Source organism: Nonomuraea sp. NPDC050227, assembly GCF_044459705.1.
Lineage (GTDB): Bacteria > Actinomycetota > Actinomycetes > Streptosporangiales > Streptosporangiaceae > Nonomuraea.
Map to the genome: position 1 here is coordinate 33891 of NZ_JBITJF010000010.1, position 16733 is coordinate 50623.

Here is a 16733-nt window from a genome sequence, read left to right on the forward strand (position 1 = left end):
ATGGTGAACAGGACGGCCGGGGCGCTCGCCCTGATGCTGCTGGTGTCGGCCTGCGGTGGCGGCGGGCAGAGCGCGGCCACCGACAAAGTGTTACGGATCGCGATGAGCTCCCCCGGCGAGGAGCAGATCAAGGTGTGGAAGGACGTCGCGGCCCAGTACGAGAAGGCACACCCGGGCGCCAAGGTCGAGCTCAACTTCCAGGAGGACGACCTCTACCAGACCATCGGCCTGCAGAACCTGCTCAACGGCCGGCAGGCGCCCGACGTCTACTTCGAGTGGGCCGGCGACCGCCTGCGCACCCGGGTCAAGGACGGCTTCGCCGCCGACATCTCCTCCCAAGTCACCACAGGCCCCCTCAAGGGCCTCATCCCGGACGAGGCGTACAAGCGCACCACGGTCGACGGCAAGACGGTCATGGTGCCGTTCGCGGCCGATGTCACCAACGTCCTCTGGTACAACACCAAGATCCTGGCCGACGCCGGCGTGCAGCCGCCCAAGACGTTCGAGGAGCTGCTCACGGCCTGCGACACGCTCAACGCCAAGGGCGTCACCCCGATCGCCTCGGGCAACAAGGATCTGTGGGCCGCCGGCAACTGGCTGTCCCACCTGGTCTCCCGGGTCGTCGGCGAGCGGTCCTACCAGGACGTGCTGTCGGGCAAGGCCCCCATGACCGACCCCGCCTGGGAACGCGCGCTCGGCTACGTGGCCCAGCTGCACGACCACAAGTGCGTCAACAGCAGCGCCAACGCCGCCAACGACAACGAGGGCGCGCAGCTGTTCTTCCAGGGCAAGGCGGCCATGCACCCGATCGGGGCGTGGCTGGTCAGCTGGGCCCTGGACGAGGCCCCGAAGCTGGACTTCGACTACGTCAACCTGCCGGCGATGACCGGCGGCGCCGGCGACCAGGACAGCGTGATCGGCGTCGTCACCGGCTACGTGATCAACGCCAGGAGCAGGAAGGTCAAGGAGTCGGCCGAGTTCCTGGCGCTGCTGAACTCCCCGGCCAACGCCGCCGCGTTCGTCAAGGCGGGCACGGTGCCCCAGGCCAGGGCGGCGGGCGCCGGGCAGATCGACGCGCGCACCACCCGGCTCAACGACCTGCTGGCCGAGGCCAGGACCGTGGTCTCCCCGCCGGACACCGGCTATGACCTCAAGCGCGCCGACGCGCTCTACCGCGCGCTGGCCGCGGTGCTCGGCGGGGTGAAGTCTCCCAAGGAAGCGCTGGCCGTCGCGGGATGAGACGCAAGCTCACGCCGTACCTGTTCGCCGCCCCGGCGCTGCTGGTGTTCGGCTTCGCGGTGCTCGTGCCCGCGCTGGCGACCGGGGCGTTCAGCCTGACAGAGTGGACCGGTTTCGGGCCGATGGAGTTCGTCGGCCTCGACAATTTCCTCAGAGCAGCCCAGGACACGATTTTTCTGGATTCATTCGTCCATGTCGGCATCTACATCGTGGTGACCATCGTGCTGGAGGTCGCCGTGGGCCTCGTCCTGGCCGGGCTGCTGGTCACCCGGCGCGGCGGGGCGCCCTGGTTCCGGGTCGCCCTGTTCACCCCGGTCATGTTGCCGATGGTGGTCGTGGCCGTGCTCTGGGCGTTCGTCTACAACGCCGACTTCGGCCTGGTCAACGCCTTGCTGGGGCTGGTCGGCGTGCCGGGCGAGGTCTGGCTGGGTGACGAGAGCACGGCGCTCCTGGCCGTCTGCGTCGTCTCCGGGTGGGTGTACGCCGGGTTCTACATGGCGATCTTCTACGCCGCCTTCGCCCAGATCCCGTCGGACGTGGTCGAGGCCGCCCGCCTCGACGGCGCCGGCGAGCCGGCCATCTTCCGCCGGATCAAGGTGCCGATGATCAGGGACGCGGTCGAGGTCTGCCTGCTGCTCTGCGTCACGGGCGGCTTCCAGACGTTCGACCTGTTCTACGTCATGACGGGCGGCGGGCCGTACAACGCGACGGAGATCCCCACCACGTACCTGACCCGGGTGGTCTTCCGCGACGGCGAGGTCGGCTACGGCTCGGCCATGGCGGTGCTGATGACCGCGGCCGTCGTGCTCATCGGCCTGGCGTTCATGCGACTGCGCAGGAGGCCGACCCGATGAGACGGCTCTCGACCGTGCTGCTGGCCGTGGTGTCGGCGGCGTTCTTCCTGCCGCTGCTGTGGATGGTGGCCTCCAGCTTCAAGTCCAACGCGCAGATCTTCGCCGACCCGTTCGCCCTGCCCGGGTCGCTGGACTTCGGCCGCTGGGCCGAGGCGTGGGAGGTCGGCGGCATCGGCGGGTACGCGCTCAACAGCGTGATCGTGACCTCGGTGTCGGTGCTGCTGATCCTGGCGCTGTCGTCGGCGGCGGCGTTCGCGTTCAGCCGCTTCGACTTCCGCGGGCGCGGCCTGTTCATGGGCCTGCTGGCGCTCGGGCTGCTGCTGCCGCTGCAGTCGTACTTCATCGCCCAGAGCACGATGTTCACCGAGCTGGCGCTGAGCGACACCCGGTGGGCGCTGATCATCCCGTACACGGCCATGGGGCTGCCGCTGGCCACGTACCTGATCAAGGTCTACCTGGACGCGCTGCCACGGGAGCTGTTCGAGGCCGCGCACATCGACGGCGCCTCCGACCTGCGGGTCTACCTGCTGATCGCGCTGCCGCTGCTGCGGCCGGGGCTGGCGACCGTGGCGGTGTTCTCGGCGCTGTCCTGCTGGAACGAGTTCCTGCTGGCCCTGCTCTACATCCAGGACGACTCGCTCAAGACGATCCCGACCGGCCTGCTGGCCTTCTCCAGCCGCTACGTGACCGACTACGGCCTGCTGTTCTCGGCCCTGTCGATCATCACGCTGCCGATGATCGCGGTCTACGTGGTGTTCAACCGTCAGGTGGTGAGCGGCATCACGGCGGGCAGCCTCAAATAGCCCCGGGGCCGTTCGTCGTCAGGGGCTCTCCCCGGTGATGCGCAAGGCGAAGTCCGCATAAGTGTCCGCGACTTCGTGCGGTTCGTACGGCAGAGCGGAGTCGTACCAGTTCGCCACGCGCATCCCCATCCCGCTGATCGCGGTCACCGCGAGAAAGGCGTCGGGCACGGCGAAGACGCCCGCGGCGATGCCCTCGTCGATGATGTCGATGAGCAGTTGCCGGCCGGCCGCGCGCAGCATGAGCGCGGGGCCGGCCAGCTCGGGAGACAGGGCGTGCAGCTCGTTGTCGGCCACGACGGCCAGCATGGGGAACTCCGCGTGCGCCAGGACGTGGGCGCGCACCACCCGGCGCAGGCGCGAGGCGGGATCCGCCGGGCCCGCCGCGGCCGCCTCGGTCAGCCGCCGGTGGTGCTCCTCGTGACCGATGCGCACCAGCTCCGCCAGGACGTTCTCCTTGGTCGGGTAGTGGGAGTAGAGCGTCGCCGAGCGGATCTCGCAGGCCACCGCCAGGTCGCGGATGGAGGTGCCGTAGAAGCCCCGCTCGGCGAAGAGCTGCAGCGCCTCGCGCAGGATCCGGCCGGAGGTGCCCTGGAGCAGGATGTGCTCGGGCAGCCGGATGTCGGAGGCGGCGATCCGGCGCTGGGTCGCCAAAGCGGCCGATCGGTCGTCAGTCACGCGCTCATTCTGCCAAGACGCCGCTCCGGCCGGTCTCCTCGCACGTCAGGACGCCGACGGGGCCACGGCCGGAGGGCCCTTCGGTCACTGCGGCACGAGAGCGTTGCGGCGCACGTCCGACCAGGTGCCGTGGTCCAGGCAGATGCCGCAGCCCGGGCCGTGGAACAGGGACCGCGCCTCGGGGTCGTCCATGAGCTGGAAGCGCCACCAGGCCGTGGTGGGCGCGGCGAACGGCCCGGGGTCGCCGACGACGGTGAAGTGGTCGGCGCCGCGCACCTCGCCGTAGATCGCCGGGATGTGGTCCGCGTCGTCGAAGAAAGCCCTGACCAGCCAGGGCCGGACGATGGAGTCGTTCTGACCGGCCATCAGGAAGGCGGGCCCGTGGACGCCGTCGATGTCGGCCAGCGGACCGGGCTGGATGGGCAGGACGGTGTCCACCCGGGCGTCGGCGCCGACGACGATGGCCGCCGCGCCGCCCTGGGAGTGCCCGGAGGCGCCGACGCGGGTCAGGTCGACCTTGCCGTGGAAGGGGCTCGACGGGTCGGCGTCGCGGCGGGCGAGCGCGTCGATCCCGGCCCGCATGGAGACGCCGAGGTTCGACATCGGGGTGTTGGCGGCCGAGACGATGAAGCCGTGGCTGGCCCACTGCAGCAGCAGGTCGCGGTAGACGAGCGGGGCGCCGCCCGTGCCGTTGCCCCACACGATCACCGGGTGGCGGCGGTCGCTGCTCGCGATGTCGCGCGGGTAGTAGAGGGTGTTGACCACGCCGACCTCCACGGCGGTCGCGTAGGGGCCGGGCGCGCCATAGTCCGTGGTCGCGGCGTGGGCGGGAGCCGTGCCGAGTGCGTGCACGACGAGCAGGGCGGTGAGCAGGGCGGTGAGCAGGCGTCGGAACAAGGCGGCCTCCTGACTGGGGGGTTTGCACGAATCCTGTACACGAGGGAGGCCGCCGTCTCTCCGCATTCGGGCCAAGAATTGACGGGCCGGTTTGGGCAATGTGACGATCACGGGATGTCCGACCTGCAGAGCCGGATGCAGCCGAGGGTGCGCGGGCTCACCGCCGCGGTGATCGCCCGGTGCGCCGCCGAAGTGCCGTTCTACCGGGAGTTGCCGCCCAAGACCCTGCACGGCGAGGTGGCCGGCTCGGTCTCGGCCGTCCTGACGATCCTGCTGCGCGCGCTCAGCCGCCCCGACGCCATGGGCCCGGCCGACCTGACCCGCGTCATCGAGTGGTCCGCGCGCCGCGCCGAGGACCACCTGCCGCTGGACGCGGCGGTGACCGCCTACCTCATCGGCGCCGAGGTCTGGTGGCAGGCGCTGACCGAGGTGGCCGCGCCGGAGGAGCTGGCCGCGGCCGGCCGACGGATGCTCGGCTGCCTGCGCGCGGCGATGCCCGCCGTCGCCCTGGCGCACCAGCAGGCCCAGGAGGACATCAGGAGCGAGGACAAACGGGTGCGCCGCGCGCTGATCGGCGCGTTGCTGAGCGGCCACCCGTACGAGAGCCTGGCCGCGGCGGCGGGGGTCGAGGTGGGCCAGGAGCACGAGGTGCTGCTCCTCGACCTGGGACAGCCCGCGCCGCCGGCCCGGCTCGTGCAGTCGGCCCTGGACGCGCACACCGGGACGCTGGTGCTGATGGACCACGTCGAAGGAGTCGCGCTGCTGCCCGGCGGGCACGCCCTGGACGCGCTCCCGGGCAGGCTGGCCACGGCCGTGGGCCGCCCCGTGCCGGCCGCCGCCGCCCGCGCCGCGACGCCCGCGGCGATCCCCGACGCGGCGCGGGAGGCCCGCGAGGTGCTGGACCTGGTGCGCAGGCTCGACCGGCCGCCCGGCCTCTACCGCCTGGACGACGTGCTGCTCGAACACCAGCTGGCCCGTCCGGGCGCGGGGCTGGCCCGGCTGGCCGCCAAGCTCGCGCCGCTCGACGGCCACCCCCACCTGCTGGAGACGCTGCGGGCCTTCGTCGAGCGCGGCCACAACCGCCGCCGGACCGCGCTCGACCTGCACATCCACCGCAACACGCTGGACTACCGGCTGCGCCGGGTGAGCCTGCTGACCGGGCTCGACCTCGCCGAACCCGCGCAGGCGCGGCTGCTGGCGGCGGCGATCACCGCGCGCGAGCTGACCAGACCCTGAGCTCCTCGTCGCGCGGCGCGTGCACGACGCCCGAGCCCGGCGAGTCGAACACCATGACGGGACGGGAGGAGTCCCACGGCTGCCAGCCCGGATCGCCGGTCGCGGCGAAGGCGACCCAGGCCCGGTGCATCGCGTCGGCCAGTTCCTGCGGGGGCTCGTCGCCGGCCAGCTCGCGCGAGTGCCGCAGGGTGTCGAAGACGAAGCCGATCTCCAGGGCGTGACAGGCGCGCAGGTCCATGACCTTCGTCCGCCACGCGAACTCGTAGACGTGGGCCCGCTGCACGCTGTCGGCCAGGCGGTTGACCGGGGCGCGCAGGAGCAGGTCGGTGGCCATCTCGCCGAGCAGCTCACCGGGCGTGGCGCCGGGGCGGGCGGACCGGTAGAGCCGCAGGGCCCGTCCCGGGACGCGCAGCTTGAGCAGGGCCAGGCGGAGCATGAGCCGGCCGACCCGGTCCACGGCTCCGCTCGGGACGAACCAGAGCCGGTACTCCTCCCGGTTGGCGCCGATGAGCAGGGCGGCCTCGACCGGACCGGCGTCCGGCTCGGTCACGATGTGGAAGCCGGGGCCGCCGGTGATCGGGTCCGCCTTGCCGACCACCTCGGCCTGGACGTCGAGCAGCCGCTCCCGGTCGATCGCGGCGAACGCCTCGGCCGTGGCCGGCGCCTTGAGCCGGTCCGCCATCAGCCGCACCGTCCGCGCGGCCTCGGCCCGCGTCACGGTGTGCGGCGGACCGCTCTGCATGATCGCCCGGCGGAACAGGCCCCTGGCGCGCGGGCTGGTGAGCAGCGCGCCGATGCTGACGGCGCCCGCCGACTCGCCGAAGACGGTGACGTTGCCGGGGTCGCCGCCGAAGGCCGCGATGTTGTCGCGCACCCATTCCAGCGCGGCGATCTGGTCGAGCAGGCCGCGGTTGTCCGGCGCGTCGGGGAAGACGCCGAAGCCCTCGACGCCGAGCCGGTAGTTGATCGAGACCAGGACGACGCCGTCCCTGGCGAAGGCGTGGCCGTCGTACAGGGGCAGGCTGGAGGAGCCGTTGCGCAGAGAGCCGCCGTGGATCCACACCATCACGGGACGCGCGCCGCCGTCCGCGCCGGGGGTCCAGACGTTCAGGTTGAGGCACTCGTCGCCGGGGATCTGCTGCTCGGGGATGAGCCGGTCGAGCGGCGGCCGGTAGGGCCGCTTGGGGGCGGTCGGGCCGAACTCCGCCGCGTCACGGACGCCGTCCCAGCGCTCGACGGGCGCCGGGGCGCGGAAGCGGTGGGCGCCGAACGGCGGCGCCGCATAGGGGATGCCCCGGAAGACCTGGATCCCGTCGTGGAGTCGGCCGCGCACCTTGCCGTGCCGGGTGGCCGCGATGATGTCCATGAGCCGGATCCTACCGATCGATCGGTCGGCAGCCGAGGGGTCGAACTCACATGGAAGGGTGGGCGGCGACCGGGCAATCAGTAGTGTCCGACATCCCCGGCGAGAGAGACCCCGTGCATGACCACGTTCCTCGACGGAGCGGTCGCCGATCCCGAGCGATTCTCCGCCCTCTTCGATGCCCACTACGAGGAGATCCGCAGCTACATCGGCCGCCGCCTCGACCTCGACGTCGCCGAGGACCTCGCCGCCGAGACCTTCCTGATCGCCTTCCGCCGGCGTGCCGGATTCGACGCCTCCAAAGGCGGCATCAGACCTTGGCTGTACGGCATCGCCACCAAGCTCATCGGCCGGCACCGGCGTGGCGAGCTCCGGCGATACCGGGCGCTGGCCAGGTCGGGGCCGCCCGCCGACGAGGACAACCACGACCAGCGGGTGGTCGATCGGGTCGCGGCGCGGGTGACCGTCCGGCAACTGTCGGCCGCACTTGCCGGGCTGTCGCGCGGTGAGCGCGACGTGGTGCTGCTCGTCGCCTACGGCGAGCTGACCTACGACGAGGTGGCGGCGGCGCTCGGCATCGCCTACGGCACCGTCGCCTCCCGGCTGAGCCGGGCCAGGACCAAACTTCGTGACGCGTTGGGAGTTGAGGTGTGATGAAGGAATTCCAGCTCATCGACGAGGTGATGCCGCAGGTGCCGCCCGCCGGCTACGCCGCCATGACGGCCGCCCGCGCCCGGATGACGGGCGCCGCCCGGCGGCGGCGCCGCCCGGTCTGGCCCAAGGTGACGCTCGCGGCGGCGGCGGTGGGCGCGGTGCTGGCCGGCGGTTTCGTGGCGGTGCCCCTCCTGGGCGGGACGGGCGTCCAGACCGCGACGATCCCGCGGGCGGACGCGGTGCTCGACGCGGCGGCCGACCGGCTGGCCGCCCAGCGGCCGGGAACCGGGGCGTGGTGGCGGCGGGAGATGACGCAGGTGCTGCGGACGAAGACCGCGACCTACACCGTCGAGCAGCGGGTCAGAGACGTGCTGTGGGCGAACCGGGACCTCGGATACCGGACGCGGCGCGGGTCCGTCTCCGCCAAGCCGCTCACGCCCGCCGACGCACAGGCGTGGAAGGCCGCGGGCTCGCCCGACCTGTGCGACGGCTGCCTGTCGGGAAAGACCTACTTCACCCCGCTGAAGTTGACGAGGAAGCCGGTGACGGAACTGCCCGCCGAACCCCAGGCGCTCAAGGCCGAGATGCTGGCGGCCAGCGACGAGGAGGCCCCGGAGGCGTGGTTGTGGGGCGCGAGCAAATGGCTGCTCCTCGACGTCGAGAGCACCCCGGCCACCAGGGCCGCGCTCTACCGCGTGCTCGCCGGACTGCCGGGGGTGCGGGTGGAGAACGACGTCACCGACGTCGACGGCCGTACCGGGGTCGCGCTGACCTACGGCCAGGCGTCCAACCGTCAGCAGATCATCATCGACCGGGACAGCGGGCAGCTGCTCGCCGTCCAGGAGGCCGGCGGCTCCTCGGCGTACGTGGTGGAACGACTGGGCTGGACCGACGACCCACCCCCGAAGCAGTCGACCTCCTCGTGAGCGACGCATCAGAAGGACGCCCCCGGTCCGCTCGCGACGCGATGCCCCGTGCCCCCTGGATCGAGCTGCGAAGATCAGCCGAGCGTGAACGTTCTGGCGCTCATGCGGCGCCGGCTGGGAGGGTGGACCTCATGATGGAAGACTTGCGGGACGCCGAGCGCCGGCTCCAGGCCGCGCAGCTCGCCGGAGATGTCGAGGCGCTGGATCGGCTGCTGGACGATCGGCTGATCTTCACCTTCGGCGGGAACGTTGCGACCAAGGCCGACGACCTGGAGCTGCACCGCACTCGGACGCAGGTGCTGACGAAGGTGGCCGAGGAGGAGTTGACCGTGCTCGCCGACGGGCGCACCGGGGTGACGTGGTTCCTCGGCACCGTCGAAGGGACCGTCTCCGGTGCGCCGTTCGCGGCCAGGATGCGCTACACCCGTACGTGGCTGCATGACGAGACGCACGGCTGGCGAATCATCGCCGTACACGCCGGCACGACCGATTGACATAGCCGACACGTTGTTCGACGACCGGCCGGCCGGATGGCCGCCGGTGAGGTGCGACGCCCCGGAGGCGAGCCGCCCGGCGTCGGGCTCGTCCACATGGACGAGCCCGAAGCCGGGCGCGACCCTACTTCTGGGCGCAGAGCATGGCGTCGAGGGTGCTGTCGGCGCGGTCGGCGCGGTCGTCTGAGGTCGGCAGTGCGGTCACGGTGAGGGTGGCGCTCCGGCCGTCCTCGGTGACGCCGTTGCGGGTCTCGTAACCGGGGATGTCGCCGCCGTGGCCCCACGCGTGGCCGCCGCAGCTCAGCTTGATCTTCATCAGGCCGAGCCCGTACCCCCAGCCGCGCGGGAGTGCCGGAGAGTCGATGGTCTGCTTCATCTCCTTCAGCTGGGCCGGCTTGAGCAGGTCGCCGCCCAGCAGCGCGCCCAGGAAGCGGGTGACGTCGCGCGGGGTGCTGACGAGGTTGCCGGACGTCCAGCCCCAGGAGGGGTCCATCTCGGTGAACTTCACCAGCTTTCCGCTCTTGTCGGCGTGGTAGCCGTTCGGGTGGTTGCCGCGGATGGTCTGCTCGCCGACGCCGGGCCAGTAGGTGTCCCGCAGGCCGAGCGGCTTGATGATCCGGTTGGTGACCTCCTCTCCCATGGGCCGGCCCGTGACCTTCTGCACGATCAGGCCGAGCAGTACATATCCGGTGTTGGTGTATTTCCAGCTCTTGCCCGGGGCGAACTGCGGCTTCTGCGTGAGGGCTTTGTCGATCAGGTCCCGCGGCTCGAAATAGGTGTGCCGGATGCCGAACAACGTCGGGAAGTTCGTGTACTCCGGCAGGCCGGAGGTGTGCTGCAGCAGCTGGCGGATCGTGATCTTGCGGCCGTCGTTGCCGTTGCCGCGGACCATGCCGGGCAGGTACTTCTCGATCGGCGCGTCCAGGTCGAGCTTGCCCTCGCCGGCCAGTTGCAGGACGACGGTGGCGGCGAACGTCTTGGTGTGGCTGCCGATGCGCACCGTCCCGTTGGCGGGAACCTTGGCCCGCGTCTCCAGGTCCGCCACGCCGGCGGTGTAGTCGCGCACCCGGCCGTCGCGTCCCCGCACCGCGGCCACGACGCCGGGGAAGTCGCCGGGGCGAACCAGCTTGTCCAAGCTTGTCTGTACGGCGTCGCCGGAAGCGCTCGGCGTCGCGGCGCTGGCGGGAGCCGTGCCCAGACCAAGAGCGCCGGCGGCGGCGGCTCCTGCGGCGACCACCGCCAGGAAACGAGTGGACGTCGAGGGCTGTCCGATTTACCGCGGTGGCAAGTTACAAATTTTGACATCTGTTACCGGTCCGGCCTAGCGTTTCTCGTATGGAGCAGAGAACCTTCGGCGCCGACGTCTGCGTGGGGGCGGTCGGGCTCGGTTGTGCGGGCATGTCCGGCGCGTACGGACCCAGCGCCGACGAGCAGAGCATCGCGACGCTTCGCCACGCGCTCGACGCCGGGATCACGTTCATCGACACGGCCGACCACTACGGGATGGGGCACAACGAGACGCTCATCGGGCAGGCGCTGCGACCCGCCGATCGCGACCGCGCCGTGGTCAGCGTGAAGTTCGGCGCGTTGTTCGGCGTGGACGGCAGCATGCGCGGCATCAACGGCCGACCGGACGCGATCCCGAACTTCCTGGCCTACTCGCTGCAGCGGCTGGGCACCGACTACGTGGACATCTATCGCCCGGCCAGGCTGGACCCCGCCGTCCCGATCGAGGAGACCGTCGGCGCCGTCGCCGAGATGGTGCGGAAGGGCTACGTGCGCGGCATCGGGCTGTCCGAGGTCGGCGCCGAGACGATCCGCCGCGCCCACGCCGTGCACCCGATCACCGACGTCCAGATCGAGTACTCACTGTTCAGCCGCGGCGTCGAGGACGAGATCCTGCCCACCTGCCGGGAGCTGGGCATCGGCGTCACCGCCTACGGGGTGCTCGCCCAAGGAATGCTGACCGGTACGTGGCGACCGTCGGCCGGCGACGCACGGCATCGCGGGCACCTGCCCCGCTTCGCCGCCGGCAACATCGAGACCAACCTCGCGTTGGTCGAACGGCTGCGGGAGATCGCCACCTCCCGCCGCGCCACGGTCGCGCAACTCGCGATCGCGTGGGTGCTGGCGCAGGGCCGCGTGCACCGGGACATCGTCGCGCTGGTCGGGGCCGGCCGACCGCGCAGCGTCACCGAGGCGGTGGACGCCGCCGGCCTGCGGCTGACCGAGGACGACCTGGACGCGATCGAGCAGGCAGTCCCCCGAGGGGCGGTCGCGGGAGAACGCTACGCCCCCGCCCTGCTCGCGCTGCTGGACAGCGAGCGAACCGGCGGCAGGCGCTGATGCCCGCCCGAACCCCGCTGGACGCGAACGCCATCCTGGCCGCCACCGAGGAGATCCTGCGCCGCCACGGGCCGGACAAGGCAACGGTCGTCGACGTCGCCCGGACACTCGGGGTCAGCCACGCCGCCGTCTACAAGCACTTCCCCTCCAAGCAGGCGCTGCGCGAGGCCGTGACCCGGCGCTGGCTCGACCGCAACCGCGACGCCCTCGCCGTCATCGCCGCCGACCCTGCGGTCCCGCCGGCCCGGCGGCTGCGTGCCTGGCTGCACGCCGTCCTGGCCGGGAAGCAGGCCAAGATTCGCGAGGACCCGGAGCTGTTCGCCGCCTATGGAATCCTCGCGGCCGCGCACAGCAGCGTCGCCACCGACCACGTCGCCGACCTCCTGGGCCAGCTGACGGCCATCATCGCCGACGGCGCCGCCGACGGCAGCCTCCGCACCGACGACGCGGAGGCCACCGCCCACGTGGTCTTCAACGCCACTGCCAAGTTCCACCACCTCGCCCACGCGGCCGAATGGCAGAACCCCGGCATCGGCGCCGAACTCGACGAGGTGTGCAGCCTGCTGCTGGAGGGTCTGCACGCCCCCACATCGCCGTAGCCGAATCGGGTCGACCATACGCCGCGACTCGTCGGCGGCGCGGTCGGCGCTGCCCGTCGCCACCCCGGCGGCAACGAACAAGGAGGACGAACGACCATGGTTCAAGCAATCGGAGTGACGCGGCCAGGCGGACCGGACGCTCTCGGCGAGTTCGACCTGGTGGCCGAACCGATCGGTCCCGGCCAGGTCAGGATCGGGGTGAGCAGTGCCACGGTGAACCCGGCCGACGCGATGATCCGTTCTCGTCCGCGGCAGGACGAGGCGGACGCGGTGCGGGTGCCGGGCATGGAGGTTGCCGGCGTGATCACCGAGATCGGCCCCGCCGTCGAGCGCCCGTTCACGATCGGGGACGCCGTCATGGCCATCGTGGTGCCCTCAGGGGCGCACGGCGGCTACCGGGCAGACCTCGTCGTGTCGGCGCGCTCGGTGGCGAAGATCCCGGCCGGGCTCTCGGACGTTCAGGCCGCCACCCTCCCGATGAACGGGCTCACCGCCCGGCTCGCACTCGACACGCTGGCGCTCCCGGCCGGCGCGACGGTCGCCGTCACCGGCGCGGCCGGCACCGTCGGCGGGTACGTCGTCCAGCTCGCCAAGCAGGCCGGGCTGGTCGTCGTCGCCGACGCCGCCCGGCGGGACGAGACGTTCGTCCGCGAGTGCGGAGCCGACGAAGTCGTGCCGCGGGGGGACGACTTCGCCGCGATGGTCCGCCGTCACCACCCGGGCGGCGTGGACGGGCTCGTCGACGCCGCCGTGCTGGAGGCCGCCGTGCTGCCTGCCGTCAAGGACGGCGGCACCGTCGTCACCGTCCGCGGTTATCGGGGCGACGGGACCGACCGGGTCCGCGTCGCCCCGATCTTCGTCCGCGATTACGCCGAGGCCGCGGCCGAGCTCGACCGGCTCGCCGAACTCGCCGGTGAGGGACGGCTCACCGTCCGCGTGGCCGGCGAACTGCCGGCCTCCCGAGCCGCCGAGACGCATCGCTCGCTCGAACGGCGCGGCGTTCGCGGGCGGTTCGTCCTGCGGTTCGCCTGACCGGCGCAACTGCTGGAGGACGAGCCGGCCCTGGTCGAGGCCGCGCGGGGAACGGCCGGTCATGGGCAGGTCGGCGGTGGTGGCGTCCCGCTCGGGGTAGCGGATCGCCACGCGGATGCCATGGGGGGTGAGCACCCGGCTGATCATCGTGCCGACGTCACCCGCCCCTGCGGCGGCCGGCCCGGGGTCGATCGCGTCAGGAGACCTTGGACGAGGCTGCCGCCCAGGTGTTGCAGGAGGCCGGGTCGGCGGTGCGGAAACCGGCCTTGACCCACCGCTTGCGGTTGGCGGCCTTGCCGTACTCGGCGGAGTCGCGGTAGAAGGACGACGCGGCCTTCTCCCAGTCCTGCTCGGTCTTGCCAGGCAGCGGCCAGACGCTCTTGGTGAAGGCCGCGCCCAGGCAGTCGGCCTGCTGGTACAGGCGCCGCCCCTGCTCCAGGTGCTCGGCCTTGCTGGCGGCTCTGAGGTTCTCGCCGGCGTCGTAGAGACCGGCGAGCTTCTGCACGTGGTAGCTGTACGTGCCGGCGATCGTGTCGAAGAGATCGAGGCCGGTGATTGGCCCGAGGAGCCAGTACTTGCCGATCTTGAAGGACAGCGTGTGGTCCCAGTCGCAATACCACACCTCGGACGACTGGATTGTCTCGCCGTCCTCGGACCCGCAGTAGTTCTTGGGCAGGCGGGTCACGTACCGCACCTTGACCGGCTCGTAGGGCAGGCCGGCCTTCTGCAGGTGCGGTCCCCACGTGTTCTCCAGGCAGCGCAGGGCCTCGTTGATGTAGGTACGGGCCTCGGCGGGCGTCGTGGGCTCGTCCGGCAGGTTGTCACAGGTCGTGGTGGGCAGCGGCCCGGCCTGGTACAACGCGTTCTTGACGAGCACGGGGTCCTTCACGGGATACGCCGAGGCGTGCGCGGCCGCCGTGACGGTCAAGGGGATGAGGAGGGCGCAGGCGAGTGCCGCGATCTTGAGGGGCTTCACGATGGGTGAGAATAGGGCTTGCGGGGGTGGAGCGCCATTTCGGTACCGGCCTGGAGCTGGAGCCATTGATCCGCGACGCACGCCGCTCGCCGGACGAAACGGCTGAGCCCTCACCGGCGGGCCATCGGCTCAGGATCGTTCTCGTGCAGGCTACACATCCGACCCAGGCGGATCTGCCGCGATCCGGGCGCCGGCCACGTCCGCCGATTACTCATCGTGAGGAGCGGACCTGGTCGTCGGGCCGGCCGCCATCGCAGCGTCCCCGAATGCTTCGCGCCCACCGCGGGACAGCAGGACGGCTGTGCGTTCTCGACCTCACCGGCGCGGTGGCGGTCACCGCGTTGCTGTGCGTGGTGCTGGTGCCGAGCGGCGTACGGACGCTGCGAGCTGGTGCAGGGTGAAGCCGCCCGAGACCTTCTTGAACAGGTACTCGGCGCGTTCGTAGGACAGGCGGCGTCTGCCGGTCTCGGGGCACAGGTCGGCCGGGTCCGGCGTCCGGGCGGGGGCGGGCCTGCGGTCGGCCAGGAAGAGGGGGCCGCGGGTCCGGCCCGCGACCAGCTCCTCCAGCAGGGGCGCGGCGCCGTCGCCCCACGTGATCGTGGCCGCGCGGCGGGCGGGCAGGTCGAGGTCCTCGACGTTGAGCGCGAGGACGGCGGCGGCCGAGGCGCCCGACTCGTGCATCAGCCGCCACAGTGCCCTCTCCCGCGTCGACGGGTGCCGCCAGAGCGCGGCCAGTGCCCGGTCGTCGACGGCGGGGCGTCTCCTGCGGTCGTCGTGCTTCCTGGGCAGCTCGGCCGTCAGGTCGCCGAGGCCCGCCCACGCGCCGAACGACCGTACGGCCGCGCGGTGGCGGTTCCAGGTCCTGGGCGCGGCCGTGCTCCAGGCGGCGGCGAACACCCTGGCCACCAGGGCGGGGGTGATGTCGGCCAGCGGCGTGGCGGCCCCCAGGTCCAGGCTCAACCGCCGCAACGTCTGCCCGTACGACCGGATCGTCCCGGCGTCCAGGTCCGTACGTGCCAGGAACCGGTCCGCCGCGTCGCCGAGCAGGGCCGTGTCCGGAGCGCCCGCCGTACGGGCGAGGGAGGAGGCGGTGCGGTGGCGGGCGGCGCGGGCGAGGAGGAAGGCGCGCTCGGCGGCGTTGCGGGTGAGGGCGGCGGACCGCTCGAACGCCGTCGCGGCCTCGGAGTCACGTCCCGCCCGCGCCAGCAGGTCGCCGTGGACGGCGGACAGCGGCGGGTAGTCCCGCAGAGCCGGGTCCGACAGCAGCGGGTCCATCAGCGCCAGCCCCGCCTCCGGCCCGGTCGCCATGCCGACGGCGACCGCCTGGTTGAGCCGGACCACCGGCGAGGGCAGCAGCCGTACCAGCGGGCCGTAGAGGGCCGCGATCCGGTCCCAGTCCGTGTCGGCCGCCCCGGCCGCCTGCGCGTGACACACCGCGATCGCCGCCTGAAGGACGTACGGCCCGAGCCCTCCGCCCGCCTCCCGCGCCCTCAGCATGGAGGCGAACCCGCGCGCGATCAGCTCCCGGTCCCACCGTCCCCGGTCCTGCTCGTGCAGTTGCACCAGCTCCCCCGACGGCCCGGTACGGGCGTCCGCGCGCGACTGCTGGATCTCCATCAGCGCCACCAGCCCGTGCACCTCGGACTCGCCCGGCGCCAGCCCGGCCAGCAGCCGTCCGAGCCGCAGCGCCTCCAGCGCCAGGGCGGGCCGCGTCAGGTCCTCGCCCGCCGTGGCCGAGTAACCCTCGTTGAAGATCAGATAGATGACCTCCAGCACGGACGCCAGCCGTACGGCCAGCTCGGGCCCCTGCGGCAGCTCGAACGGCACCCCCTCGTCGGCGAGCGTGCGCTTGGCGCGCGCGACGCGTCCGGCCACGACCGCCTCCCGCACCAGGAAGGCGCGGGCGATCTCCGCGGTGGTCAGGCCGCCGAGCAGCCGCAGCGTCAGCGCGGTCCGCTCCTCGGCGGGCAGCACGGGATGGCTGGAGACGAACATCAGCCGCAACACGTCGTCGCCGGCCTCGGCCTGTTCCGGCCGTTCGCGGTCTCCGGGCTGCTCGGGCTCAAGGTCGCGGCGCGCGTGGTCGTGCCGCCTGGTGCGGCGCAGGTGGTCGAGGGCGCGCCGCTTGGCGGTGGTCGTCAGCCACGCGCCCGGCCTGTCCGGTATGCCGTCACGCGGCCAGGTCTCCAGCGCGGCGACCAGCGCGTCCTGGGCGAACTCCTCGGCCAGGCCCACGTCGCCGAGCATCCGGGCCAGCCCGGCGACGATCCGCGCGGACTCCTCCCGCCAGACCGTCGTGACGGCGTCCATCAGTAGATCTGGCGCATGTGGCACTCGCCGTCGCCGACGACCGTGAAGAAGCGCCGCGAGACCTCCAGTGCCTCCTCCCGCGACCCGACCTCGACCAGCGCGAAGCCGCCCGCCATCTCCTTGGCCTCGGCGAAGGGCCCGTCGGTCACGGTCAGCTCGCCGCCCGCGGACCTGAGCACGGTGCCGCCCAGCTCCATGCCTCCGGTGGCGAGCAGCACGCCCGCCTCGGTGAGCTCCTGGATGAACCTGCCCATCTCGACGTGCAGCGTCTCGTCGTCGCGCCGCTCGCTCACGTTCGTCAGCAGAAATCTCATGTGCGTTCCCTGTCA

Annotated in this window: 17 protein-coding genes; 10 read left to right on the plus strand and 7 right to left on the minus strand. The window is 72.1% G+C overall.

Annotated features, from left to right (window positions below; genetic code table 11):
* Genes ACIBK9_RS33595 through ACIBK9_RS33605 form a run of 3 tightly spaced genes read left to right on the plus strand, consistent with a single transcriptional unit; the run spans nucleotide 1 to nucleotide 2896 of the window.
* Nucleotides 1-1239 (plus strand): ABC transporter substrate-binding protein, encoded by a 1239-nt coding sequence (locus ACIBK9_RS33595; RefSeq protein WP_397162613.1) that lies wholly within the window; start codon nucleotides 1-3, stop codon nucleotides 1237-1239.
* The gene (locus tag ACIBK9_RS33600) at nucleotides 1236-2093 is read left to right on the plus strand and encodes a carbohydrate ABC transporter permease (protein WP_397162614.1); all 858 of its coding nucleotides are present in this window, start codon (nucleotides 1236-1238) and stop codon (nucleotides 2091-2093) included. The genes ACIBK9_RS33595 and ACIBK9_RS33600 overlap by 4 nt, the downstream gene beginning before the upstream one ends.
* Nucleotides 2090-2896, plus strand: a complete 807-nt coding sequence (locus ACIBK9_RS33605) for a carbohydrate ABC transporter permease (protein ID WP_397162615.1) — start codon at nucleotides 2090-2092, stop codon at nucleotides 2894-2896. The genes ACIBK9_RS33600 and ACIBK9_RS33605 overlap by 4 nt, the downstream gene beginning before the upstream one ends.
* A gap of 18 nt (nucleotides 2897-2914) precedes the next feature.
* Here the strand turns inward: ACIBK9_RS33605 and ACIBK9_RS33610 are convergent, their stop codons facing one another.
* The gene (locus ACIBK9_RS33610; RefSeq protein ID WP_397162616.1) at nucleotides 2915-3571 is read right to left on the minus strand and encodes a TetR/AcrR family transcriptional regulator; all 657 of its coding nucleotides are present in this window, start codon (nucleotides 3569-3571) and stop codon (nucleotides 2915-2917) included.
* An 84-nt stretch (nucleotides 3572-3655) separates the two neighbouring features.
* Nucleotides 3656-4468, minus strand: a complete 813-nt coding sequence (locus ACIBK9_RS33615) for an alpha/beta hydrolase family protein (protein WP_397162617.1) — start codon at nucleotides 4466-4468, stop codon at nucleotides 3656-3658.
* A gap of 114 nt (nucleotides 4469-4582) precedes the next feature.
* Here ACIBK9_RS33615 and ACIBK9_RS33620 point away from each other — a divergent pair, with 114 nt between their 5' ends.
* On the plus strand, nucleotides 4583-5704 hold the full coding sequence (locus tag ACIBK9_RS33620; protein WP_397162618.1) for a PucR family transcriptional regulator: 1122 nt from the start codon (nucleotides 4583-4585) through the stop codon (nucleotides 5702-5704).
* On the opposite strand, the gene ACIBK9_RS33625 is transcribed toward ACIBK9_RS33620, so the two are convergent.
* On the minus strand, nucleotides 5676-7070 hold the full coding sequence (locus tag ACIBK9_RS33625; RefSeq protein ID WP_397162619.1) for a carboxylesterase/lipase family protein: 1395 nt from the start codon (nucleotides 7068-7070) through the stop codon (nucleotides 5676-5678). The genes ACIBK9_RS33620 and ACIBK9_RS33625 overlap by 29 nt on opposite strands.
* Before the next feature lie 117 nt (nucleotides 7071-7187).
* Here ACIBK9_RS33625 and ACIBK9_RS33630 point away from each other — a divergent pair, with 117 nt between their 5' ends.
* From ACIBK9_RS33630 to ACIBK9_RS33640, 3 genes are all read left to right on the plus strand, one after another.
* On the plus strand, nucleotides 7188-7721 hold the full coding sequence (locus ACIBK9_RS33630; RefSeq protein WP_397162620.1) for an RNA polymerase sigma factor: 534 nt from the start codon (nucleotides 7188-7190) through the stop codon (nucleotides 7719-7721).
* Nucleotides 7721-8647: a CU044_5270 family protein gene (locus ACIBK9_RS33635; RefSeq protein WP_397162621.1), complete on the plus strand. Its 927-nt coding sequence runs from the start codon at nucleotides 7721-7723 to the stop codon at nucleotides 8645-8647. Before ACIBK9_RS33630 ends, ACIBK9_RS33635 begins: the two co-directional genes overlap by 1 nt.
* 131 nt (nucleotides 8648-8778) lie before the next feature.
* On the plus strand, nucleotides 8779-9141 hold the full coding sequence (locus ACIBK9_RS33640; protein ID WP_397162622.1) for a nuclear transport factor 2 family protein: 363 nt from the start codon (nucleotides 8779-8781) through the stop codon (nucleotides 9139-9141).
* A gap of 124 nt (nucleotides 9142-9265) precedes the next feature.
* Here the strand turns inward: ACIBK9_RS33640 and ACIBK9_RS33645 are convergent, their stop codons facing one another.
* Nucleotides 9266-10276, minus strand: coding sequence for a serine hydrolase domain-containing protein (locus ACIBK9_RS33645; RefSeq protein WP_397162623.1), 1011 nt, complete (start codon nucleotides 10274-10276; stop codon nucleotides 9266-9268).
* 200 nt (nucleotides 10277-10476) lie between these two features.
* Between ACIBK9_RS33645 and ACIBK9_RS33650 the strand changes: the two genes are divergently transcribed.
* The 3 genes from ACIBK9_RS33650 to ACIBK9_RS33660 all read left to right on the plus strand — a co-directional run bounded on the left by ACIBK9_RS33650 (nucleotide 10477) and on the right by ACIBK9_RS33660 (nucleotide 13118).
* Nucleotides 10477-11487: an aldo/keto reductase gene (locus tag ACIBK9_RS33650; protein WP_397162624.1), complete on the plus strand. Its 1011-nt coding sequence runs from the start codon at nucleotides 10477-10479 to the stop codon at nucleotides 11485-11487.
* Complete coding sequence (locus tag ACIBK9_RS33655; protein WP_397162625.1) at nucleotides 11487-12086, plus strand: TetR family transcriptional regulator; 600 nt, start codon at nucleotides 11487-11489, stop codon at nucleotides 12084-12086. Before ACIBK9_RS33650 ends, ACIBK9_RS33655 begins: the two co-directional genes overlap by 1 nt.
* Before the next feature lie 96 nt (nucleotides 12087-12182).
* Nucleotides 12183-13118 (plus strand): NADP-dependent oxidoreductase, encoded by a 936-nt coding sequence (locus ACIBK9_RS33660; protein WP_397162626.1) that lies wholly within the window; start codon nucleotides 12183-12185, stop codon nucleotides 13116-13118.
* 196 nt (nucleotides 13119-13314) lie between these two features.
* On the opposite strand, the gene ACIBK9_RS33665 is transcribed toward ACIBK9_RS33660, so the two are convergent.
* The 3 genes from ACIBK9_RS33665 to ACIBK9_RS33675 form a co-directional block, all read right to left on the minus strand.
* Nucleotides 13315-14094: a hypothetical protein gene (locus tag ACIBK9_RS33665; protein ID WP_397162627.1), complete on the minus strand. Its 780-nt coding sequence runs from the start codon at nucleotides 14092-14094 to the stop codon at nucleotides 13315-13317.
* A gap of 333 nt (nucleotides 14095-14427) precedes the next feature.
* On the minus strand, nucleotides 14428-16404 hold the full coding sequence (locus tag ACIBK9_RS33670) for a sigma-70 family RNA polymerase sigma factor (RefSeq protein WP_397162628.1): 1977 nt from the start codon (nucleotides 16402-16404) through the stop codon (nucleotides 14428-14430).
* Complete coding sequence (locus tag ACIBK9_RS33675; protein ID WP_397162629.1) at nucleotides 16404-16718, minus strand: YciI family protein; 315 nt, start codon at nucleotides 16716-16718, stop codon at nucleotides 16404-16406. The genes ACIBK9_RS33670 and ACIBK9_RS33675 overlap by 1 nt, the downstream gene beginning before the upstream one ends.
* Nucleotides 16719-16733 lie beyond the last annotated feature (15 nt).